We start from the raw sequence: 24,328 nt of genomic DNA on the forward strand, positions 1-24,328 counted from the left end.
ACCCGACCTCGGCGCGACGGCACGATGCCGTACCGGTTCGCCCGCCCCGCCCGGAAAGGCCGTCCTCGATGCGAGTGTCCGCCCCGCTGTCGTCCGGCCAGCAGCGCCTTTGGACCGTCTCCCAGCTGGACGGGGCCGGGCCGGCCTACAACGAGACCATGGCCTTCGCCCTGCGCGGCCCCCTGGACCGCGAAGCTCTGCAACGGGCCTTCGACGCCCTCGCCGACCGGCACGAAAGCCTGCGGACCCGGATCCTCGTCGAGGACGGCAGGCCGGTGCAAATCGTCGAACCCGCCGGTCACGGCTTTCCTTGCCCCGTCACGGACGTCGCCGGGCGGCCCGACGAGGCAGCCGAACTGCGGCGGACCGACCCCTTCGCGCCGTTCGACCTGACGCGCGCGCCGTTGGCTCGGGCCCGGCTGCTGGCCGGGGCTGGGGCGCCGCCCCCCGACAGCCACGCTACCGGGGACCACCGACAGTTCCACGTCCTGCTGATCACCGTCCACCACGTCGTCTTCGACGGGTGGTCGCGCACCTTGCTGCTGCGCGAGCTCGGTGTTCTCTACGCCGCTCAATTGAGCGGTACCGCGCCGGAGCTGCCGCCCGCGCGGCCCTACCGGGAGCACTCGAACGCGCAGCAGGACTGGCTGGCCGGCTCCGGCCCGGCGCCGCACGAAGCGTACTGGCGCGAGCAGCTCGACGGGGTGCCGCCCGTGCTCGACCTGCCCGCCGACCGGCCGCGGCCGGCCCGGCAGGACTACCGCGGCGCGCGGGTGCCGATCTCCCTCGGGCCCGACCTCACCGCGCGGCTGAGGGCGGTCGCACGCGAGCACGGCGTCACCCTCTACTCCACCATTCTGACCTGCTGGTTCATCCTCTTGCACCGGCTTTCCGCGCAAGCTGACATCGTTGTCGGCGTCCCGACCGCCAACCGCGGCGCCGGCGGCGAGTACCCGGACACGCTCGGCTTCTTCGTCAACACCCTGGCCGTGCGCGCCGACCTGACCGGGTCCCCCACCGGTGCCACGCTGCTCAAGCACGTCCGCGCGGCCCTGCGGGGCGCGATCGACCACGTCGAGCTGCCGTTCGAGCGGGTCGTCGAGCTGGTGAACCCGCCGCGCAGCCCGGCGCACACCCCGCTGTTCCAGACGATGTTCGCCTGGGTGCCGACCATGCACGACGTCCTCGAGCTGCCGGGCGTCACCGTCGAGTCCCTCGACGTCGAGCACGCGCCCGCGAAGTTCGACCTCGCGCTCGGCCTCGCCGAGGTGCCCGGCGACGTCGCCGGGCACCTCGACTACGCCGTCGCGCTCTTCGACCACGCCACCGCCGAGCGGTACGCCCGCTACCTCGTCCGGCTGCTGGACCAGTTGGCGACGCGGCCCGAGGCGGGAATCGCGAGCTACGAGCTGCTGGACGACGCCGAACGCCGGGAGATCCTCACCGCCTGGAGCACCGGGCCGGCCCCGCGCCGGCGCCCCGGTGGCCTGGTCGAGCGGTTCACCACCCACGCCGACACCACGCCGGACGCCCCCGCGCTCGTCTGCGACGACCAGACCCTCACCTACGGCGAGCTGGACCGCCGCAGCACGAAGCTGGCGAACGCTCTCCGGACCCGCGGGGCCGGCCGGGGCCAGGTCGTGGCCGTCCTCAGTGGACGGTCGGCCGAGCTGGTGGTCGCCGTGCTCGGCGTGCTGAAGACCGGCGCCGCCTACCTCCCGCTCGACCCGGCCCAGCCGGCCGCGCGCCGGGCCGCGATGGTCGAGGACGCCCGGCCGGTGCTGGTTCTCGACGACGACGTCACGGCGCTGGAAGCCGACGGCGACGAGACCCGCCGACCGGTCCCGGCCGAGCGCGCGGACACGGCCTACGTGATCTACACGTCGGGGTCGACCGGGCGCCCGAAGGGGGTCGCCGTCACCCACCACAGCGTCCTCGCCCTGTTCGACCAGTGGCTCGACCGCTTCGGCGCGACCCCCGGCGAGGCGACCTCGGCGTGGTCGAGCATCGGCTTCGACGCGTCGGTGCACGAACTGCTGCTGCCCCTCACGACCGGCGCGGTGCTGCACGTCGTGCCCGAAGACGTCCGGCCGGATCCGGCGGCGCTGATGGCGTGGCTGCGGGAGCACCGCGTCGTCCAGGCGTTCCTGCCGCCCGCCTACGTCCGGTGGGTCGACGAAGACCCCGCGCGCCTCCAGGGGCTCGCGTTGCGGCAGCTGCTGACCGGCGTCGAACCGCTGCCGGAGGCCGCGCTCGCCCGGTTCGCCGCCGCCCTGCCCGGCCTGCGGATCTGCTTCGGCTACGGACCGACCGAAGCCACGCTCTACGCCACCGCGCACTTCGACCCGCAGCCGCGGGACCGGCCGGCGCCGATCGGGCGGCCGCTGCCCGGATCGCGGCTGTACCTCCTGGACGAGCGGCTGCGCCCGGTGCCGCCGGGTGTGGCGGGCGAGGTCTTCCTGGCCGGCGACTGCCTGGCCCGCGGGTACCTGCACCGGCCGGGGCTGACCGCCGAACGGTTCGTTGCGGACCCGTTCGTGCCCGGCGAACGCATGTACCGCACGGGAGACCTGGCTCGGTGGCTGCCCGGCGGGGAAGCCGAATACGCGGGCCGCCGCGACGACCAGATCAAGCTGCGCGGGTTCCGCATCGAGCCCGCCGAGGTGACGGCCGCGCTGCTGGCCGTTCCCGGGGTGAAGGAAGCCGCCGTGCTGGTCGATCGCGAAGGCGAGCCGCGGCTCGTCGCCGGTGTCGCGGGTGGCGGCGGCCGGACCCCGCACGAGTGGCGCGCGGCGCTGGCCGACCGGCTGCCGGACTACATGATCCCGTCGGTGTTCGCCGAGTTCGAGCGGCTGCCCCTGAGCCGCAGCGGCAAGCTCGACCGCGACGCCGTGCTGGCGCGCGCTCGGACGAGCGCGCCCGCCGCGGTCAACACCGCCGCCCCGCGCGACCACGTCGAGCTCGCGCTGCTGAAGATCTGGCGGGACCTGTTGTTGCACCCCGCGATCGGTGTCTCGGACGGCTTCTTCGACGTCGGCGGGACGTCGATCTCGGCGATCAAGCTGGCCCACGCCATCGGCGCGGAGTTCGGCCGCGAGCTGCCGATCCGGGACGTCATCCTGCACCCCACCATCGAGGCGCAGGCCGCCCTGCTGCGCGCGGACCGCCCACCGGAGACCGGCAGCCTGATCGAGTTCCGCCGCGGCGACGGCGCGGCCCGCGTCGTCTGCGTGCACCCGGCGGGTGGCACGGCGTTCTGCTACCTGCCGCTCAGCGCCGCCCTGCCCGAGGAGGCCGGGGTGCTCGGGATCCAGTCCCCCGGGCTCAACGCCGGTGAGGAGCCGCTGCCCAGCGTCGAGGCGATGGCCGAGGAGTACCTGCGGCTCGTCGACCCGCAGCCGGGGGAAACCCTGGTCCTTTGTGGACTTTCCTACGGCGGGCTGGTCGCCTACGAGATGGGACGCCGGCTCGCCGAGCGCGCCAGCGTCGTCCTGCTCGACACGAACGCCACCGACGACCCCGCCGCGAAGGCGGCGATCGAACCGGTGCCCGCGGCCGAGTTCCGCGAGAAACTGGTCCGCTTCAACGGGATGTACCCCGGGATCGAGGACGCGCAGATCGAGCGTTACCACCGCACGTACAACCACAACCGGCTGACCGCGCGCGAGTACGACCCCGGCGAGACCGCGGCGCGAGTGGTGTTCGTGCAGGCCGTCGGCGAAGACACCATCCCCGGCAGCGCCGAGTTCTGGCGCCGCCGTGCCCGCGGCGAATTCGAGGTGGTCCCCGCGGACTGCGGGCACTGGGACATGCTCGAAAGCGACGCGCTGCCGCTGGTCGCCAAGCTGATCTCGGCCGAGCTGGCGGCGCGATGACCTCGATCGCGCGCCGCATCCACGATCGCGCGCTGCGGCACCCGGACGCCCTCGCCGTGTCCGACGGAGACCGCCGGCTCACCTACGCCGAGCTGAACTCCGGTGCCGCGGCGGTCGCGGAATCGTTGGTGCGCAAGGGAGTCGGCCCGGGTGACGCGGTCGCCGTCGACCTACCGCGTTCGGCGGAACTCGTCCTCGTGATGCTGGGCGTGCTGCGCTTGGGCGCTCAGGTCGTGCCGCTGGATCGGCAAAGCCCGCCCGCGCGCCGCGACGTCATCCTCGCCGACGCCGGCGCGGTCGTCGTCTGCGACGAGCTGCCCGGCTTGACTCCGGCCGAGGCAGGGGTGCCCGCCGAGCCCGCGCCGGCGTCGTTCCTCTTCTCGACCTCCGGCACGACCGGGCGGCCCAAGGGCGTCGAGGTGCGCGACGCCGGGATCCTGCGGCTGGCCGAACCCGGCTGGCTCGACATCGGCACGCGGTTCGCCTGCCTGGCCAACCCCGCGTTCGACGCGCTCAGCTTCGAGGTGTGGGTGCCGCTGCTCACCGGCGGCACCTGCGTGATCCTCGACGACGACACCGTCCGCGACCCCCAGGCGTTCGCCGATGCCCTGGTCCGGGAACGCATCGACACGATGTTCGTCACCGCGACGCTGTTCAACGCGGTCGCCGAGACCGTGCCGGGCAGCTTCGCGACCGTGCGCCGGGTCGTCATCGGCGGCGAACAGCTCAACGCCCCGCTGATCCGCCGCTGGTACCGGGCCAACCCGGATTCGCCGACGCGGCTGCAGAACGGCTACGGCCCGACCGAGACGACGACCTTCGCGCTCAGCTACGCCATCCCGCGCGGCTTCGACGGCGACGTCGTGCCGATCGGCCGTCCGCTGCCGGGCACCGGCGCGGTCGCGGTGACGGCGGACGAACGCGTGGCCGTGGAAGGCGAAGTCGCCGAGCTGTACATCTCGGGCGCCGGTGTCGCGCTCGGCTACCGCGGCCTGCCCGCGGAGACCGGGCGGCGGTTCGTCCGGCTGCCGTGGCTGGACGAGGGCCGCGCGCGCTTCTACCGCACGGGCGACCTGGTCCGCGTGCTCCCGGGCGGCCGGTACGCCTACGTCGGCCGGACCGACCGGCAGGTCAAGGTCCGCGGGTTCCGGATCGAGCCGGGCGAGCTGGAGCAGCGGCTCCTCGCGCACCCGGAGGTCCGGCAGGTCCACGTCGCCGTGCGCCGCGCGGCCACCGCCGAGCTGCTCGCCTTCGTCGTGGCCGGCGACCTGTCCTTCGAGGCGTTCGAAGCGCACCAGGCCGAGACCGTGCCGGCGTACATGCGGCCGCACCACGTGTTCCGCCTCGGCGAGCTGCCGCGGAACGCGAACGGGAAGGTCGACGAAGCCGCGCTGCTGGCCGGCGGCTTCTCGTCCTGGCGGCCGGACACCGGCGGCGACGCGACCCCGTGGGAGCGCGAAGTCCTGGCCGTCGTCGCGGAGACCCTCGACGTCCCGGACCTGCGTCCCGGCGACCGGTGGCTGCGGTCCGGGGGCGACTCGCTCAAGGCGCTGCGGCTGCGGTTCGCGATCCGGGAACGCTGGGGCGCGGACCTGCCGCCGTCGGTCGTGCAACGCGGTACTTTCGCCGATCTCGCCGCGGCGATCTCGGGGGCGGGACGCGCGGCCTACCCGGAGGCGGGCGCCCCGACCACCGCGGCCGCCGCACCCGCCACGAGTGAACAGCAGCGGCTTTGGCTGGTGCAGCAACGAAATCCCGCCTCCACGGCGTACCACGTGCCGCTCGCGTTCCGGATCACCGGCGCTCCCGACGTCGACGCTCTGCGCCGGGACGTGCGGGCGCTCGTGGAGCGGCACCCCGCGCTGCGGACGGCGTTCGAGGCCACCCCCGACGGCCTGCGTCAGGTGGCGAAACCGGCGTACGACCCGTGGACCGAGCCCGGCGAGGACTTCTTCACCGCGCCCTTCGACCTCGCCTCGGGCCGGCTGCTGCGCGCGGCCTGGCGTCCCGACGGCACGTTCCTGCTGTGCCTGCACCACATCGCGGTCGACGGCTGGTCGCTCAACATCCTGTTCCGGGAGCTGTCCGGCGCCGCGCCGCGGGACGCGCACACGCCACTCGACTTCGCCGCCTGGCAGTCCCGCTGGTTCGCCTCCCCCGGCTACCGCGCCCAGCTGACCGAGCGGTCCGACGACGCCGAACCCCTCGCCGAAGCCTCGCTGGCCGGCCGGCTGCACACGACTCGCATCGACCGCGAACGCGTCGACGAGTGGGCCGCCGAGCTGGGCCTGACGCGGTTTCAGCTCCTGCTCGGCGTGTTCGCCTGGAGTCTCTACGCGGTGACCGGGCGGACCCGGCCTCGGATCGCCGCCCCGGTCGCGAACCGGCCGGTGCGGGAGTTCGAAGACAGCGTCGGGATGTTCGCCAACACCGTCCGGCTGCCGCTGACCGTCGCCCCGGACGAAGACCTGGACACCCAGCTCCGCCGGCTCGGCGAAGCGTCCGGTGCGGCCTTGGACGGCCAGGACATCGCTTTCGCCGACCTCGATCCGGAGTACGCGGCCTTCGACTACCTGTTCGTCCTGGAGAACACCGACTTCGCGGCGCTGCGGCTCCCCGGCTGCGCGGTCAGTCCACAGTGGATCGAAGCGGCCGAGGCCAAGTGCGCGCTCACGCTGTCGGTCGTGGAACGCCCCGACGGCTTCGACTGCCTGTGGGAGTACGGCGAAGGCCACTTCACCGCAGCCGAGGCGACGGCCCTCGGCGAAGTCTTCGACCGCGCCCTGCACGGCGACGCCCGGACTCCGGACCGTCGCGACCACGGCCGTGGTGCCGCCGCCGAACTGACGTGGGAAACCGTGGCCGAAGGCTTCGCGCGGCAGGTCGCGCGGACGCCCGACGCCCCGGCGCTGACCGGCGACACGACGCTGACCTACGCCGAACTGGACGCGCACGCGGCCCGGCTCGCGGCCACCCTGCCCGCCGACGCGAGCGACATCGCGCTGTACTTCCGGCCGTCGGCCGAGCACGTCGTCGCGCTCCTCGCCCTGGCCCGGCTGAACATCACCGCCGTGGCCCTGGACCCCGCGTACCCGCCGGAGCTGCTGCGCGGCATGCTCGACCGGGTCCGGCCGCGGTGCGTCCTGCTCGCGCCGGGGGAAGCGTTCGAGACCGACGTCGAGCAGCGGTTCGTGACGCTCACCGAGGGGCCGGTGCCGGACGTCCCGGCCCGGCACGCCGGACGGCCGCTCTACACGCTGTTCACCTCGGGCTCGACCGGCGTGCCGAAGGGCGTGCGCGTCCCGGACCGCACCCTGGCCAACCTGCTGCAGTGGCAGGACGCGCCGCCCGCGGCGACCCAGCAGTTCTCGATGCTGTCGTTCGACGTGTCGTTCCAGGAGATCTTCACGACGCTGTGCGGCGGCGGCCGGCTGCACCTGATCCGCCCGGAGTGGCGGCACGACGTCCCGGCGCTGCTGGCGCAGCTCGAAACGGCCGGGATCGAGCGGATCTTCCTGCCATACGTGGCTTTGCAGCTGCTGGCCGAGCACGGCGTCCGGCTCGGGCGGTACCCGGCGCGGCTGCGGGACGTCGTCACCGCCGGCGAGCAGCTGGTGTGCACGCCGGCGATCCGCCGCTGGTTCGCCGGGCTGCCCGGCGCGCGCCTGCACAACCACTACGGGCCGACCGAGACCCACGTCGTCAGCGCGCTGACCCTCGACGGCGATCCCGCGCGCTGGCCCGACCGGCCCGCGATCGGCCACCCGGTGGCGAACGCGGTCCTGCGGGTCGCCGACGCCGCGGGCGCGCCGCTGCCGCCGGGACAGGTGGGCGAGCTGCTCATCGGCGGCCTCGCGGCGAACCGCTGCTACCTCGGCGAAGCAGCGCCGGAGAAGTTCGCCGAGCTGCCGGAGCTGTACTACCGCAGCGGCGACCTCGCGCACTTCGACCGCGCCGGGGTGCTGCACTTCGACGGCCGCGCCGACCGGCAGGTCAAGCTCAGCGGGCACCGGCTCGAGCTCGGGCAGGTCGAAGCCGCGCTGCTGCGGCACGCGGATGTCGTCAACGCCGTCGTCGCGGCCGAAGACGACCGGCTGACCGCGTTCCTGGAGTGCCGCCGGACGCCGTCGGCCGCGGAACTGGCGGATTTCCTGGTGCCGCTGCTGCCGCCGCACGCGCGGGTCGACCGCTTCCGCGTCGTCGACGCCCTGCCGCGCACGCCGAGCGGGAAGCTCGACCGGGACGCCGCCTCCCGCACCGCGGGGACGGACCTCCAGCGGACGGCTCCGCGTCCGTCGAGCGAACTGGCCGCGCTGTTCGAGGAGGTGACCGGCGCGCCGATCGGTCCGGACGAGACGTTCTTCGCCGCCGGCGCCAGCTCGCTCTCGCTGATGCGGTTCCACCTGCGGTGCGCGGAAGCCGGCTACCGGTTCACCGCGGCCGACCTCTTCGAGCACGTCACCCTCCGGGACCTGACGCGGCACCTGGAGAGCGGCCCGGCCCCGGCCCGGGCTTCCGCCGCCGCTGTCGCCGACGAGCCGGTGGCGGTCGTCGGCATGGCGGTGCGGCTGCCCGGCGCGCGGGACCTGGCGGCGTTCTGGGACCTGGTCGTTTCGGGTCGTCGGGGTATCGAGGAGTTCCCGGCGGCCGAGGGTCTGGTCGGTGCGCGCAGCCTCCTGGACGATCCCTTGGCGTTCGACCCGGAGCACTTCGGGATCAGCCACCGCGACGCAGGCCTGATGGACCCGCAGCAGCGGCAGCTGCTGATGGCGTGCGTGGAGGCGCTGGCGCACGCCGGGATCACTTCGGGGGCCGGCGTCGGGCTGATCGCGGGCTGCGGCGAGAACACGTACTTCCAGCAGATGCTGCGCGAAGGCGACCCGACCGCGCTGCCGGACGGGTTCCAGCTGGCCCTGCACCACGAGAAGGACTTCCTGGCGACGAAGGTGGCGTACCACCTCGACCTGACCGGGCCCGCGCTGACGACCCAGACAGCGTGCTCGAGCTCGCTGGTCGCCGTCCACCAGGCCGCCGGGATGCTGCGCGGCGGCGAGGCGGAGGTGATGCTGGCGGGCGGGGTGCTCGTCGACGTCACCCTGGCCGAGGGGTACCGGTACCGGCCGCAGCACATCTTTTCGGCGGACGGGCACTGCCGGCCGTTCAGCGACGACGCCGGCGGCACGGTGGGCGGCAGCGGCGTCGGCGTGGTGGTGCTGAAGCCGCTTTCGGCGGCTCGCCGGGACGGCGACACGGTGTACTCGGTCGTCACGGGCTCGGCGCTGACCAACGACGGCGCGGTGAAGCAGGGCTACAGCGCACCTTCCCCCGCCGGGCAGCGCGCGGCCATCCGGGCGGCGCTGCGCCGGGCCGGACGCACGGGTGCGGACGTCGGGTACGTGGAGACGCACGGAACAGGCACCCGCCTCGGCGACCCGATCGAGGTGGCGGCCCTGCGCGAGGCGATGCCGGAGTCGGCGGGCTGCGCGTTGTCGTCGGTGAAGAGCCAGCTCGGCCACCTCGGCGCGGCGGCGGGCGTGGTGGGGCTGATCCGCGCTTCGCTGGCGGTGCACCACGGCGTCCTCCCGCCGACGGTGGACTTCCGCGCCCCGAACCCGGCCGTGGAGTGGGGGCCGTTCCGGGTGCCGACGCGGGCGGAGCCGTGGCCGGCCGGACCGCGGGTGGCCGGGGTGAGCAGCTTCGGCATCGGCGGGACGAACGCGCACGTGGTGCTGGAGTCGGTCCGCCCGGTGCCCCCGTCGCGCCCGGAGCCGGTGCGGTGCCTGGTGCTTTCGGCCCGCAGCGCGGCCGCGTTGCGCCGGGAAGCGGACCGGGTGGCTTCGTACCTGTCGGCCCACCTGGATTCCTATGTGGACGTTCTCCGGCACCTGCAGTCGGGCAGGCCGGAGGCTCGTTGGCGCCTGGCGGCGGCTTGCGAGGACGCGGCGGCGGCAGTGGAGTGGCTCCGCACCGCCGAGCCCCAGGAGACTGCCGAGCGTTCACAGGAAAGCTCCGGACTCTCCGCCGCCGAACTGGCGGCCGCTTGGCTGGCCGGCGCTTCCGTCGACTGGGGACAGCCTCCCGCCCCCGCGCCCTGGGACTTCCCGCCTCCTGCCTTCCACTCCCGGGACTTCGACTTCCCCCGGAAGTCCGCCGTCGCGCGGCTGCCCGAAGGCGAGTGGCTGCACCAGCCCACCTGGATCCGCCTGAGGCGGGCGGCCACAGCCGCCAAGACCGACCGCACCCTCGTCATTTCCGGCGAAGGCCCGCTCACCGCCCCGGCGCTCGACGCCGCCTACTCCCGCGTCGTCCGGGTCCACGCCGCAGACCACTTCGCCCGCCTCGGCCCCGACGCCTTCGAAGCCGACCCCGCCGACACCACGCACCTGCGCCAGATCCTCGACACCCTGCCGGACACCGGAATCGACTGGCTCCACACCCTTCCCCTGGGCATCACCGGACCCGTCGGCGAAGAGTCCCTGAACCACGCGCAATGGGCCTGCCTCGACACCCCCGCCGCCCTCCTGCGGGCCGCCCACGACCGTCCACTCCGGACTTGGTGGGTCTCCGCCGGTGCCGCGCCCGCGAACACCGCCGTCACGCGCCCCGAGGCCGGGCTCCTCGCCGGGATCACCGCCGTCGGTCCCCAGGAATCCGGCGTGCCCGGCCACTGGGTCGACCTCGAAAGCCCCGATCTCGACGCGACGGCCGACCTGCTCACCGGCCCGCCGCCACCCGAGCGCGTCGCGGTGCGGGCCGGTTTCTGGTGGACGCAAGGCACGACACCCGTCGCCACCGGAGAGCCGGGAACCCCGGCGGACGGGACGTACCTGGTCCTCGGCGGCACGGGCGGCATCGGCACCGCCGTCGCCGAAGAGCTGCTCACCCACACCGCCGGCCGCGTCATCCTGCTCGCGCGCCACCCCCACCTGCCCGAAGCCCTCGAACCGTGGGCGGACCGCGTCGACCTGCTCGCCGCCGACCTCGCGGAAGTCACCGCCGACGAGATCACCGCACCGCTGACCGGGATAGTCCACGCGGCCGGAACCCCCGACGGCGGTCTGATCGCCACCCGCGGCGAAGGCACCCAGTCCGTCAAGCTCGCCGGTGCCCTCCTCACCGAGCGGCTCATCGAACGCGACCAGCCCGCGTTCGTCGTTTACTGCTCGTCGCTGTCGGCGCACTTCGGCGGCACCGGGCAGCTCGACTACGCCGCCGCCAACGGGTTCCTCGACGCCCTCGCGCACCGCGCCGGGCCGACCGCCCGGCTCTCGCTCGGCTGGGACGTCTGGCGCGACAGCGGCATGGCCGTCACGGCCCTGGAAACCGACGCCCGGCACCAGGCCCACCTGAGCGTCGGCCTGAGCGACGACGAGGGCCGCCGCACCTTCGCCCGCGCCCTGGCGACGGGCCTCCCCCAGCTCCTGGTCGCGACGACCGGCCTCGACGCCGCCAGGACGTTCCACGAACGCGAAGCCCCGCCGGTGGCGAAACCGGCCGAAGCGGACCTGACCGAGGAAGTCCGCGCGCTCCTGGGCGTCGCCGAACTCGACCCGGACGTGCCGCTTTACGACCTCGGCGCCGACTCCCTCACCTTGCTGGACGTCGTCGACTCGGTGAAACGGCTCTACGGCGTCGACCTCGACCTCGCCTGGCTCGGCCCGGAGGTGACGATGACCGCGTTGCTGGCCAAGCTTTCCGAAGCCGCCGGCCCCGGCGACGTCGAAGTGCAGGTCTGGCGCGAAGGGACGACCCGGGAAGTCGTCTGTCTCGTGCACCCGGTCGGCGGGGACGTCCACGCCTACCGCCCGCTCGTCGAAGCCCTGCCGCCCGAACTCGGCGTCTGCGTGATCGCCGACCCCGCGCTGAGCCGCCCGGAACCGCCGGGGTGGTCCATAACGGACCGAGCCCGTCGCTACCTCGCGGCGTTGGAGAAGCGGTTCCCCGGCAAGGAAAAGCAGCTGGCCGGGTGGTCGTTCGGCGCCTGGGTCGCGGCCGGCATGGCCGCCGAAGCCGAGGCGGCCGGGCAGCCGGTGCGGGCGCTGCACCTCATCGACCCGCCCCCGCCCGGCGCGAGCGCCGCCGACTACGACGACGCACAACTGGAGACGGTCTTCGAGCGCGAGCTGGGCGCCTCCGGCGGCACCGCCGGCGAGCACGCGCAGAAGCTCGCCCGCGCGTGCCGGGCCAACCTGCGGAGCATGGCCGGGCACACCCTGCCCCGCCTGACCGCGACCCCCAGCCACGTCTGGCTCGCCACCGAACCCGAACCCGGCCTGCCGGTGGCCGGCCGCGGCGGCTGGCGAACCCTGCTGCCCGAACCGAGCCACTGGCACGAACTGCCCGCCACCCACTACGGCATCGTGCGCGCCCCGCACGTCACCGCGGTGGCCGCGGCCCTCGGACTGTGAGACCCACGGAGGAAAGGAAACCATGGAGCAGTACGAACTCGACGCCGTCAAGCGGATCACGACGCGGCCGGCGCGCGACTACCGGACCCTGGCGGTGCGGGGCCTGACGCCGGTGATCGGCGCCGAGGTCACCGGCCTCGACCTGACGCGGGAGCTGACCGACGAGCAGCTCACCGAGCTGAAGACGGCGTTCCTGGACCACCACGTGCTGGTGTTCCGCGACCAGGACATCACGCCGGACGACCACCAGCGCCTGGCCGCGAACTTCGGCGAGCTGCGTCCGGTCAACCCGCCGCCCGAGCACGGGAATCCCTACATCCTCGAGGTCGCGACCGCCCCGGAGGCGGCCACCGTGTTCGGTAACGGCTGGCACGCCGACGGCACCGCCGACGAGGAGCCGTCGCTCGGTTCGATGCTGCACATCACGGAGATGCCGGCGCCGGGCAGCGGCGGCGACACGCTCTTCGCGAACATGCACCTCGCGTACGACATGCTTTCGCCCAAGCTGAAGGAGCTCCTGACCGGGCTGACCGCGATCCACGACGGCGCGCACGCCTTCCGCGGCCACAAGATCCCCGAAGGCTACGAGCCCCCCGTGAGCGAGCACCCGGTCGTCGTGCGGCACCCGGAGACCGACCGGCCGCTGCTGTACGTCAACCCGGCCTACACCTCGCGCATCCCGCAGCTGTCGGCCGACGAGAGCCAGGCGGTGCTCGACCTGCTGTTCTCGGTCGTGCCGAACCGGCCGATGCTCGCGTGCCGGGTGCGCTGGGAGCCGAACACCCTGGTGTTCTGGGACAACCGCTGCGTCCAGCACCACGCGACCTACGACTACTACCCCCACACCCGCTTCGGACACCGCGTCGCCATCAACGGCGGCCCGCTCAAAGGCTGACAGGAGTCCCATGTCGTCCGAACCCGTGGTGGACGTCCGCGATCCGGCCGTCCTCGACGACCCGATGGGCGGGTACGACCGCGTGCTCGCCGAGTCCCCGGTGTGCTGGGCCCGGCTGCCGAACGGCGGGGAAGGCTGGCTGGTCACCGGCAGCGACGCCGTCCGCGCGGTGCTGTCGGATCCGGCCGTGCGCAACGACCCCACCGGCTTGCCGGGGCAGGGCGCGCAGACGCAGGAGGAGGCGTTCCTCGCGCTGGGCACGCCCCCGGAGCACCTGCCGTACCTCCGGGCGAGCCTGCTCAGCCTCGACGGCGCCGAGCACACGCGGCTGCGGCGCAGCATCAGCCACGCGTTCAGCGCGGCGCGGGTCGCCACACTGCGCCCACGGGTGCAGCAGATCGTCGACGAGCTGCTCGACGGCCTGGGCGAGACGGCGAACCTGCTCGACGAGTACGCGTACCCCCTGGCCATGGCCGTGGTCTGCGAACTGGTCGGCGTCCCCGAGACGGACTGGGCGGACTGGTGGCGCTGGGGCAAGGTGCTGGTCGACGGCGACCCGGCGCGGATCACGCCGACGCTCGGCGAGATGTTCGCCTACTGCCACGCCTTGGTCGACCGGCGCCGGGCCGAGCCGCGCGACGACCTGCTCAGCGAGGTCGTCGCCCAGGACGACCTGACCGACGTCGACATCGTGGCGCTCGTGGTGTTCCTGGTGCTCGCCGGGCACGAGACGATGGCGCACATGCTGTCCAACGCGGCGCTCGCGTTGATGCGCGACCCCGCCCAGCGGGAGCTGCTGCGCACGGAGCCGGGGCTGTGGCCGGCCGCGGTGCGCGAGCTCGTCCGCACCGACGGCCCGGTCCAGCTGGCCCGGTTGCGGTACGCCGCAACCGATCTGGAGGTGGGCGGGGTCCGGATCAGCGCGGGCGACGCGGTGCAGGCGGTGCTCGGCGCGGCCAACCGCGACCCGGCGCGGTTCGCCCACCCGCACGCGGCCGACGTGCGCTGGCAAGCCGAGCACGGCGGCCGCGAGGGCAGCGTCGGCTTCGGCTGGGGGCCGCACTTCTGCCTCGGCGTCGCCTTGGCGAAGGTGGAGGCCGAGGTCGCGCTGCGGAGCTTGTTCGACCGCTTTCCGCAGGTGACGCCGGTGGGCGACCCGGCGTGGGTGCCGCTGCCCCGCGGCCGGCACCGGGTCGCGCTGGAGGTGCGGCTTCACGAGGTGCCGGCGTAGAAGCCGACCGGCATCGTCAGGTCCGCGCTCGACGCGCCGCACTCCAGCATCCACAGCGCCGCGCCGAGTCCCAGGCTCTGCCCCAGTTTCCCGAGCGCTTCCGGGTCCGGCGCGAGCGCCCGCGCCTCCGCGATCCCGCTCGCGAACGCCTCCGGGTCCCACCCGCCGGTGTCGGCGCCGCCGAGGGAACGCGCGCCGTCGGTCATCGCCTGGGCCGGCACCGCTTCCGGCACGCCGAGCAGGCCGTGCGTGCGCTCCCCCACCAGGACTCCCATCCAGCGCGAGCTTTCCGGGGTGGGCCGGGGCCCGGTCCACCGGGGACGCGCGTCCAGGTCCGAGAACTCCTGCGGGGCACCGGAAACCGCCCAGCGGCCGGCCCACTCGACGGCCAGCCCCGGCGCGCTGCGGGTGGCCGGGTTGTGGAACCGGGCCATGTCCCACCGGTTGCCGACGGCGACCGCGGCCAGGTCGCGGTGCGGCCAGACCCGCGCCTCCCACCAGAACCCCCACGGGAACGCCGCCGTGTGCCCCCACCACCAGTCGTCGCCCAGGTCCGGGTCGGCGAGTTCGAGCGTCAGGCCGGAGAACGAGCGGACGCCGTGCGGGCTCGGGCGGGCCACCCGCGGGGCCACCATCGCCGCGAGCGAGTCCGGCCCGACCAGGCCGCGGTCGCCGCGGGCGGTGCGCAGCAGGGATTGCAGCAGCCGCGCGAAGTCCGCGGCGCTGGTGTACATCCCGACGCCCGGGTACGCCGAGGTGCGCAGGGGCGGGCTCGGCAGGCACCAGTCGCCGAACGCCAGGTACCCGGTGGCACCGCCGGTGGGGCCGGTGCCGTCGTCGATGCTCGACGCCGGCATCCCGGTGGCGGCGAACACCTGCCGCCCGACGCGGGCGCCGTACGGTTCGCCGGTCAGGTGCTCGACCACGCCACCCAGCACGCCGACGCCGAAGCTCGAGTAGGAGTACTTCCCCGGCGCCGTCAGCAGCGGCAGTGCCCCGCCGTACTCCACCGCGCGCCCGATCTCGTGCCGGCGCCGGACGTAGCCGAGGATCGGCTCGGCCGGCGCCGTGCACGCCGTGGCCGTGACGATGTCGCTGTAGTAGCCGCCCTGGTGGGAGGCCAGCATGGCGGTGGTGACGGGCGGCGCGTCCCGGCCGCGCAGTCCCGCGGGCAGCACGTCGTCGACCGGCGTGTCGAGGCCGACCGCGCCCGCCTCGGCCAGCTGCATGAAGGCCAAGCCGGTGACGGGTTTGGTGAGCGAACCCGCCGGTGCGGGGGTGCCGGCGGTCATCGGCGTGCCCGCGGCCAGGTCCGCGAACCCGGTCGCGGCCGTGCGCAGCTCGTCGCTCGTCGCCACCGCGACGGCGACGCCGGGGGTGCCGGTGACCGCGGCCAGCCGGGGCAGGACGGCGTCGAGCGCCCCCATCACGTCGTCGAGCATGCTCCTCCTCACTTGCGTCCACACTGGACTGATCAGCCTTCGGTGGTGTTGTAGTTGACGATCCGCTCGACCATGAGGGCGGCCGCGCCGGCCAACGGGCTGTCCGCCTCGCGCACCACGACGTCGGGCAGCCGGTGCGCCTCGTCCTCCGCGACCGCCACCATGCCCCAGAGCGCGTTGTACCCCGACGGATCCGCCGGCTTTTCCGCGGCCGCCTTGACGGTCACGGCGTCCCCCGCGTCGACCACGGTCAGCGCGCCCATCTGCCGCAGCGTGCCCGGATCCGACTCCTCGGCGGCGACCACCGTCCAGCCCGCCACCTCCGTCCGCCGCAGGGCGGTGCGCAGGCTCCCGGCGCTGCCGGGGCCGCTGACAACGATGTCAGGCAATACGAGGGCCACCGGTCCCCGCGTCATCGGCAGGGCGCAGCGGATCGCGCCGTCGAGCCCCGGCTCGGCCGCGTCGTCCTGGTAGACGAAGACGAGCTGGAAGGTCCCGGCGTAGCGGGCCAGGTACTTCACCGTGTCCAGCTTGTGCGTCCCGAACACGACGACCACGCGGACGGCGAGCCCGCTCGCCGCCAGCTCGACGACGGCCTCCAGGCTGCGGTCCAGGACGGTGACGCCGGGAGCCAGGCAGTGCAGCTCCTTCGCGTACGGCGCTCCGAAGCGCGTCCCGAATCCTGCGCAGGGCAGGATGATCGAAACATCGGGGGTGGGGACGGACGAAACAGGCATCGAATGGCCCTCAAGTTCTGTTGACGGTCAGGAGCCCTTGTCCGCCTCGACAGTAGTCACCGGGGACCGTTCCGCGCGAGGGGAAAGCGCTCACTTGAGCGCCGTAGACTGATCACGTCGGCGAAGAGGAAGCGAAGAGGGCGCACGGATGCGAGTACTGCTGTCCACATACGGAACGCTCGGTGACGTCGAACCGCTGCTGGCCCTCGCGACGCAGCTGCGGGCCCTCGGCGCGGACGTGCGGATGTGCGTCCCGCCGGACGAGGAGTTCGCCGACCGGCTGGCCGGCCTCGGGATCGAGTCGGTGCCGGTCGGACCGCCGGTGCGGACGCTGATGCGCGGGACGACCCCGGCCGAACTGTCCCGGTACCGGGCCGAAATCGTCGAAACGCAGTTCGAAGTTTTCCCTTCGGCGGCCGAAGGGTGCGACGCGCTGGTCGCGGCCGGGCTGGCGCAGGTCGCCGCGCGGTCGGTGGCCGAAGCCGCGGGCATCCCGTACGTGTACGTGACTTATTCGGTGGTGAACCTGCCGTCGCCGCACCACGCGCCGCCGCCGCGGCCGGGCTGGCCGGAGCCGGAGGGGGCCAACACGGCGTTGTGGGAACTGGACGCCGACAAGGTGAACGAGCAGTTCCGCGACGCGCTCAACCGCCACCGGGCCGCGCTCGGCCTGGCCCCGGTGGTCAACGTGCGCGACCACGTCTACTCGGACCGGCCGTGGCTGGCGGCGGACCCGGTCCTGGGACCGGCGGTCCCGGGCGTCGAAGTGGTCCAGACCGGGGCGTGGACGCGGGTGGACGAGCGCCCGCTGCCGCCCGAGCTGGTGGCGTTCCTGGACGCCGGGCCGCCGCCGGTCTACGTGGGCTTCGGCAGCATCAGCCCGGCGCCGGACATCGCCCGCTGGTCGGTCGAGCTGAGCCGTGCGCGGGGGTACCGCGTGCTGCTTTCGCGCGGCTGGGCGGACCTGGCCGTGGCCGGCTGCTTCACCATCGGCGACGTCAACCACCAGCGCCTGTTCGGCGAGCTGGCGGCGGTGGTCCACCACGGCGGCGCGGGCACGACGCAGACGGCCGCGCGGGCGGGCGTGCCGCAGGTGGTGGTGCCGATCCGCTTGGCGGACAACCCGTATTGGGCGAGCCGGGTGGCGGCCAACGAGGTCGGCGCGGCCCTGGACGGCGCGACGGCGACGTTCGAGTCCCTGAGCACCGCGTTCGACACGGCACTGGCGCCCGAGACCCGGGCCCGGGCGGCGGCTTTGGGTGCCGAGATGCGCACCGACGGAGCCACGGTGGCCGCCCGCCGGCTGCTCGACACCCTGCGGTGAGCCGGGGGCGCTCAGGGACCCCGGCAAACGCTTCCAGCGGTCCGTTCAGCGCGGTCGGAGCGGCAGGACGGCAAAGGGTACTTAGGCCGTCTGCGTGACCGGCTCAGCCCCCTCTGAGCGCCACGGCCGCAGCGCGGTCAGGCCGGCTGCCGCACCGGCTCCCGCCACCACCACGAACGCCACCCCAGCGCCATCAAGCCGACCGCCGCACCGGCTGCCACACACCGGTCCGCTCGGCGCGCATCCCCGCCACCACGTCCAACGCCACCCCAGCGCCGTCAAACCGGCTGCCGCACCAGCTCCCGTGCGCCGGTCCGCTCGGCACCCACCCCCGCCACCACGACGAACGCCACCCCGGCCACCGCGGCCACGTCCGGCACCTGGTGCAGCACCACCAGCCCGATCACCAGCGCGATCGCCGGCTCGAGGCTCATGAGCGTGCCGAACGCCGCCGTCGTCAAGCGCCGCAGCGCGAGCATCTCCAGGCTGAACGGCACCACCGGGAGCAGCACCGCCAGGCCGAGCCCGGTCAGCAGGAGCTGCCACGTCAGGTGCCCGACCACCGAAGGCCCGTACACGAGCGTCGCCACGATCCCGGCCACCGGCATCGACACGGCCAGCCCGCGCACGCCCGCCACCTCGTCGCCGACCCGCTGCGTCAGCAGGATGTAGCCCGCCCAGCACACCGCCGCGGCCAGCGCGAACCCCACGCCCGCGAGGTCCGCGCCGCCCCGCCACGGCTCGGTCAGCAGCACCACGCCGACCGCGGCGAGGACCGGCCACAGCCTCTTGCCACCGCGGCCGCGGGTGACCGCCACGGTCAGCGGCCCGAGGAACTCCAGCGCGCTCGCCGTGCCCAGGGGCAGCCGCGCCACCGCCTCCATGAACAGCATGGTCATCCCGGCCGTGACCACCCCCAGCGCCACGCAGGCCGCGAACGCCGTCCGCCGGAACGACGACGGCCGCGGCCGCACCACCACGAGGAGCAGCACGCCGGCCCACGCCAGCCGCAGCCACGCGGCTCCTTCGGGGCCGACGCGGTCGAACAGGCCGACGGACACGGCGAGACCGAGCTGGACGCAGAGCATGGCCGCGACCGCGAGGGTCGCTCCGGATCGGGTCACTGGGGGCACGCCTCCAGGGAATACCCCGGACACCGTTCGCATCCACTTGCCGATGCTGGACAGTCCATTCAGGATTCGTGGACAATCGGCGGATGGACACGCGCAGGCTGCGGTACCTCCTGGAGCTGTCGCGCCACGGGTCGATGCGGGCCGTGGCGGATGTGCTCGGCACCACCACGTCGACGGTCTCCCAGCAGATCGCCGTGCTGGCCCGGGAGGCCGGCACGCCGCTGCTCGAACCGGACGGCCGCCGCGTGCGCCTGACCCCGGCCGGGCGGCGGCTGGCCGACCACGCCGTGACGATCCTGGCCGCCGTCGAAGCCGCGCAGGCCGACCTCGACCCGCACGCCGAACCGGCGGGCACCGTCCGCGTCGCCGGGTTCGCCACGGCGATCCGGCGTGCGGTGCTGCCGGCCGTGGCCCACCTCGCGCGGAACCACCCCGGCGTGCGGGTGCTGGTCAGCGAGTACGAACCCGCCGAAGCACTGGCCGCGCTGCTCGCCGACGACCTCGACCTCGCGCTCGTCTACGACTACGACCTCGCACCCGCAACGACGGACCCCGCGGTCGCCGTCAGTCCACTGTGGACGACGGCGTGGGGCCTCGGTGTCCCGGCGGCCGACGCGCGCCGGGTGCGCGGGACGGGCACCCTCGCCGTCTTCGACGCCTTCCGCGACCACGACTGGATCGGCAACTCGCGCAACACCGCCGACGAGGACGTGGTGCGCACGCTCGCGTCCATGGCCGGGTTCACGCCCCGGGTCACGCACCGCGCCGACAGCCTCGACCTCGTCGAAGACCTCATCACGGCGTTCGGCCGCGGCGTCGGCCTGCTCCCGATGGGACGGCCCACCCGGGAGGGCGTCGCCCTGCTGCCGCTGGCCGATCCGGCCGTCCGGCAGCGGGCCTTCGCGTGCACCCGCCGGGGCCGCGCCGCGTGGCCGCCGCTGGCGCTGGTCCTCGACCTGCTGACGCACTGAGACCACGCGGCCGGTCCACGGTCGCCCGGATGGCCGTTGACAGCTCGCTTACCCGGGCGCCGACTCCCCAGCGTCACCCCACTTCGCCCGGCCGTGCCGATGCACGCCCATTCGCAGGTCCGGCGAAACGACGTAGAAACGTTGAGGCGCAACGAACCTTCCGGGCATCCGTCAGGTGACGGATGTCTGATCCACGCGTTCCGCGAAGCATTGTTCCACGGGGCCCGCCGCTCCGACCTCGACACCGAGGAGGAGCGATGACTCGTGCCAACACCACCGCCTCCACCGTTGTGATCTTCCTTCTGGCCATCAACCTGCGCCCGGCCGTGACCAGCCTGGGTGCGGCCCTGCCGGACATCTCCGTCGCCGGAAACCTCGTCGCCGCGGTGCTCGTCGCGCTTCCCCTGTGGGCCATCGGGCTCGGCGGCTGGGCGACACCGTGGCTGTGCAGCCGGGTCGGCACCCACCGGACCGTCTCAGTGGGTCTCGCCGGGCTGGTGTTGTCGCTGGCCGGCCGGGTTCTCGGGGGCTCGGCACAACTGCTGGTCGGGACGGCGCTGGCGTGCCTGTCCATCGCCGTGCTCGGCACCATGTTGCCCCTGCTGGCCAAGGGTTCCGCCGCCTTCACCTTCGGGCTCGGGCTCGGCAGCACGGCGGGCGCGCTGGTCACGCCCGCCGTGGTCATGTCGTCCTCGTGGCGCTACGCCCTCGGCCTGTGGGCGATCGTCGCGCTGCTGGCCATGCAGATGTGGCAGCGCACCCCCGACGAGTCCTTCGTGGCCCCCCGGAAAGCCACCGGGATGACGCCGGCCGCCGCGCTGACCATCCACTTCGGACTCATCTCGACGGTGACGTTCCTGGTCATGGGCTGGCTCCCCGGAATCTTGCGCGACGCGGGGGTCTCGCCGACGACCGCGGGCACCTGCCTCGCGGTGTCGATGGCCATGGGGTTGCCCATGATGCTGCTGGTCCCCGGCTGGACCCGGCGGTGGCGCAACCAGACCCTGCTCGTCGTCGTCCTGGCCACGCCCAACGTCATCGGGGTGACGGGCTTGCTCGTCGCACCGGCGGCGGCACCTTGGCTGTGGGCCGTGGCCACCGGCGCGGGCATGGGGTCGCTCGCGTTCGTCCTGACGACCATCTCGTTGCGCAGCAAGGGCAGCTCGCTCTCGCTGTCCGCAGTGGTCCAAGGCGTGGGGTACGTCATCGCCGGCTTCGGCGTACTGGCCTGCGGCTGGCTGCACACGCGCACCGGCACCTGGCAGACCCCGCTGGTGCTGGTCCTGGCGATCCTGCTCGGCCAGGTGGTCAGCGGGCACATCTCCGTCTCGCGCCGCACCGCCGCGACGCCGGTGGCGCGCGCCCTCACCGTGCGGCCCCAGGGGAACGCTCCGGAGGTGGGGGTCTGAGCCCGGCTTCCCGCGCGGCTGCCGACCGCGCGGGAAGCCGCCCACCCTCAGCCCGACGCGGACTGGTGGCGGGCGGCTTCCCGGGCGATGTCGATGCGCGAGTGCACGCCCAGCTTGGTCAGGATGTGCGACACGTGCGTGCCGACCGTGCGCGGGGACAGGTAGAGGCGGGCCGCGATCTGCGGGTTCGACAGGCCTTCGACCACGAGCGCGGCGATCCGGCCCTCGGTCGGGGTGAGGCTGTCCCACCCGTGCGTGGTCTGGCGGTGCTTCACCGTCGGGCCGCGGCGGATGCCGAACGCCCGGAAGATCGCGCGCAGCCGCGCCACGTCCCACTGCGCGTCCAGCTCCGCGTACAGGTCGGTGGCGTGGGTGAAGGCGGCCCGCGCCGAACCGCGGTCTTCGTCCTGGGACGTGGCGAAGGCGATCGCGGCGGCTTCCAGTGCCCTGGCGCGGGAAAGCGGCCGGCCCGCGTCGCGGTAGCTGTCCGCGGCGCGCAGCAGCATCGTCCCGTCCTGCTCCAGCAGGCCCCGGCAGTACATGGCCAGGGCGCGGCGGTGCGGGATGGCGGACTCGGCGGCGAGCGCGCGCACCCGGGCCTCGATCTCCACGACGGTCTGCTCGTAGCCGGTCACCACGGCGAGCCGGGCCGCGTCGGCCAGCAGCTCCTGGCTCACGTCTTCGCTGGAGAACGCGGCGGTGAGCACGGCCAGCGCCCGCTCGGGCGCGCTCGCGTGCTCGAACGCGAGGCCGCGGGCCCGCGCCAGCGGATCCACGACCTGGTCGCCGATGCGTTCCGCGTGCAGCGCCGCGATGTCGAGGTGGCGGCGGGCGTCGGCCGTTTCGCCGCGGTGGAAGTGGATGATCGCGGCGACCCCGTGGTCGGCGCACACCACCGCCGGCTCCTTGCGGTCGTCCGCGACGACGTCCACCTCGGCCAGCGCGTCGTCCCAGCGGCCGGCCCCCAGCAGGATCTGCCCGATCGCGCTCTGGGCCTGCGAAAGCCGCCCGACGCTGCCGGTGCGGTCGGCCAGCTCGCGCGCCTGCCCGGCGGCGGCGAGCGCGTCGGTGAAGCGGTCGAGCGCACCCAAGGTGACCGACTGGTTGATGCGTAGCAGCAGTGTGAGGTCGATCAGCCCGGGGTCGCCCCGCACGATCGCCATCGCGCGTTCGAACAGCGGCAACGCACCGTCCCAGTCGCCCCTGGACATCGCGGCCAGGCTCAGCAGGTGCAGCGCCCACCCGGTCGCCCAGCGGTCTTCGGCCGGCCCGAGCTCCGCCAGCGCCGCGGTGGCGACCTCGCCCGCGGTCTCCACGTCACCGAGGTCGCGGTGCGTGCGCGCGATGAGCACCAGCAGCTTCGCCCGGTGCCGCGGCTCCAGGCCGGGTTGCGTCAGGGCTTCGTTCAGCGCGGCCAGGGACTCGGCGGCGCGGCCGGTGGACCCGCGGCACTGGACGACGGTCGTGTGCAGGTCGACGCGCACGTCGGGGTCGCGGACGCGGTCCAGGGCGCGGGAAGCGATCCGCTCGGCCTGGGCCACGTTGTCGGTCCGGTAGTACGCGTCGGCCAGCCGGCAGGCCAGCGCGCCGGTCACGGCGTCGTCGAGCGGCGCGTCCCGCACCGCCCGGCGCAGCAGCGCGACCGCGACCACGGGCGCCTGCCCGATCAACGGCGTGGCCACGTCGAGCAGCCACCGCACGGCCCAGGCGGGCACCGGCACCCGGCTGTCCGTTGTGGACACCATGGGCAGCAGCTGCCGCGCGACCCGCTCGACCGGGGCGCTGGCCTCGGCCAGCGCGAAGGCGGCGGCCTGGTGCCAGGCGACCCGGACCGCCGTCGGCATCTCGTCGTACAACGCTTCGCGGATCAGCGGGTGCCGGAAGGCCAGGTCGTCCCCGGCCGCCACGAGCACCCCGGCGGCGCGGGCCTCGTCGAGGGCGGGCAGCAGGTCGGCGAGCGGGGTGTCGGTCACGGTCACCAGGTCCGCGACCGAGAAACCCACGCCCAGCAGCGCCGCCGCGCGCAGCACGCCCTGCGCCTGCTCCGGCAGGAAACCCAGCCGGTCCGCGATCGCCTCCGGCAGGGAGTCCGGCGTGGCCGCGCCGGTCAGCTCCACGACGCCCGCGGTGTCGACCTCCAGGCACGAGCTGCGGCTCAAGGCGTCGACCAGTTCGGTGAGGTACAACGGGTTCCCGGCCGCGCCGTCGGCCAGCTGCGCCAGCTCGGCGCCCGGTTTGCCGCCGGCCAGCGCCGCGACCAGCTCGAGCACCGCCGGGTCGGCCAGGCGGCCCAGCCGCAGCCGCTCGTCCGGCCCGACGAGCCGGAAGAGCGACCGCAGGTCGTCGCGGCGCGGCACCGGGCGCAGCACGCCGATCAGGAGCAGCGGCAGCTGCCGGACCGACCGGGCGAGCCGGCTCCACACCGCGACCGTCGTGCGGTCGGCCCACTGCAGCTCGTCGACGACCAGCACGGCCGGCCCGTCCTGGCAGAGCTGGTCCACCAGGGTGATCAGCTGCTCGGAGGCGGCAGCGGCGAGGTCGGCGCCTCCGCCCGCGACGGCGCCGCCGCGCAGCAGCTTGGAGATGGCTGCCCGCCGGGGATCCCGCGTGCCCGGCGTGATCGCCAGGGCGTCCAGGAGCGGGAGCAGCGGCAGGGCCTGCCCGAGCTCGTCCCCGGCTCCCCAGTACACCTGGCACCCCGCATCGGCGGCGACGGCGCAGGCGGCCCGCACCAGCGCGGACTTGCCGATGCCCGGCTCGCCGTCCACCAGCACGGCGTGGCCGCGGCCCGCGGCGACATCACGGATCCAGCCGACCAGCCAGGACAGCTCACCGTCCCGGCCGACCAGCAGTTCGGTACCGTCCGTGAGCGGCCGCACACCGGAATAATAGAAGTAAAAGTT

Annotated in this window: 11 protein-coding genes; 7 read left to right on the plus strand and 4 right to left on the minus strand. The window is 74.2% G+C overall.

The features are described 5' to 3' along the window. Positions 1-68: 68 nt before the first annotated feature. The 4 genes from ACZ7OH_RS24760 to ACZ7OH_RS24775 are packed head-to-tail and all read left to right on the plus strand — an operon-like array spanning position 69 to position 14,409. Positions 69-3,875 (plus strand): non-ribosomal peptide synthetase, encoded by a 3,807-nt coding sequence (locus tag ACZ7OH_RS24760; RefSeq protein WP_470282923.1) that lies wholly within the window; start codon positions 69-71, stop codon positions 3,873-3,875. After that, positions 3,872-12,283, plus strand: coding sequence for an AMP-binding protein (locus ACZ7OH_RS24765; protein WP_470282924.1), 8,412 nt, complete (start codon positions 3,872-3,874; stop codon positions 12,281-12,283). Before ACZ7OH_RS24760 ends, ACZ7OH_RS24765 begins: the two co-directional genes overlap by 4 nt. Before the next feature lie 22 nt (positions 12,284-12,305). Then, a complete protein-coding gene (locus ACZ7OH_RS24770) occupies positions 12,306-13,178 on the plus strand; it encodes a TauD/TfdA dioxygenase family protein (RefSeq protein ID WP_470282925.1) in 873 nt (290 codons plus the stop codon). Between the two features lie 10 nt (positions 13,179-13,188). Next, positions 13,189-14,409 carry a cytochrome P450 family protein gene (locus ACZ7OH_RS24775; protein ID WP_470282926.1) on the plus strand — a complete coding sequence of 407 codons (1,221 nt, stop codon included), beginning with the start codon at positions 13,189-13,191 and terminating at the stop codon, positions 14,407-14,409. Here ACZ7OH_RS24775 and ACZ7OH_RS24780 read toward each other — a convergent pair. Together ACZ7OH_RS24780 and ACZ7OH_RS24785 are read right to left on the minus strand one after the other, a co-directional pair. Then, a complete protein-coding gene (locus ACZ7OH_RS24780; protein WP_470282927.1) occupies positions 14,391-15,851 on the minus strand; it encodes a serine hydrolase in 1,461 nt (486 codons plus the stop codon). The two genes, ACZ7OH_RS24775 and ACZ7OH_RS24780, sit on opposite strands and share 19 nt — an antisense overlap. Before the next feature lie 32 nt (positions 15,852-15,883). Further along, a complete protein-coding gene (locus ACZ7OH_RS24785) occupies positions 15,884-16,588 on the minus strand; it encodes a glycosyltransferase family protein (RefSeq protein ID WP_470282928.1) in 705 nt (234 codons plus the stop codon). 148 nt (positions 16,589-16,736) lie between these two features. On the opposite strand from ACZ7OH_RS24785, the gene ACZ7OH_RS24790 reads away from it, so the two are divergent. Beyond that, complete coding sequence (locus ACZ7OH_RS24790; RefSeq protein WP_470282929.1) at positions 16,737-17,912, plus strand: glycosyltransferase; 1,176 nt, start codon at positions 16,737-16,739, stop codon at positions 17,910-17,912. A gap of 278 nt (positions 17,913-18,190) precedes the next feature. Here ACZ7OH_RS24790 and ACZ7OH_RS24795 read toward each other — a convergent pair whose 3' ends face one another. Continuing rightward, positions 18,191-19,036 carry an EamA family transporter gene (locus tag ACZ7OH_RS24795; RefSeq protein ID WP_470282930.1) on the minus strand — a complete coding sequence of 282 codons (846 nt, stop codon included), beginning with the start codon at positions 19,034-19,036 and terminating at the stop codon, positions 18,191-18,193. 92 nt (positions 19,037-19,128) lie between these two features. Between ACZ7OH_RS24795 and ACZ7OH_RS24800 the strand changes: the two genes are divergently transcribed. Both ACZ7OH_RS24800 and ACZ7OH_RS24805 read left to right on the plus strand, forming a co-directional pair. Then, complete coding sequence (locus ACZ7OH_RS24800; protein WP_470282931.1) at positions 19,129-20,016, plus strand: LysR family transcriptional regulator; 888 nt, start codon at positions 19,129-19,131, stop codon at positions 20,014-20,016. A 257-nt stretch (positions 20,017-20,273) separates the two neighbouring features. Continuing rightward, positions 20,274-21,425 (plus strand): MFS transporter, encoded by a 1,152-nt coding sequence (locus tag ACZ7OH_RS24805; protein WP_400898981.1) that lies wholly within the window; start codon positions 20,274-20,276, stop codon positions 21,423-21,425. Positions 21,426-21,472: 47 nt separating this feature from the next. Here the strand turns inward: ACZ7OH_RS24805 and ACZ7OH_RS24810 are convergent, their stop codons facing one another. Next, positions 21,473-24,304 carry a helix-turn-helix transcriptional regulator gene (locus tag ACZ7OH_RS24810; protein ID WP_470282932.1) on the minus strand — a complete coding sequence of 944 codons (2,832 nt, stop codon included), beginning with the start codon at positions 24,302-24,304 and terminating at the stop codon, positions 21,473-21,475. Positions 24,305-24,328: the final 24 nt, after the last annotated feature.

The sequence above is a fragment of the Amycolatopsis sp. NPDC114478 genome (assembly GCF_055633805.1).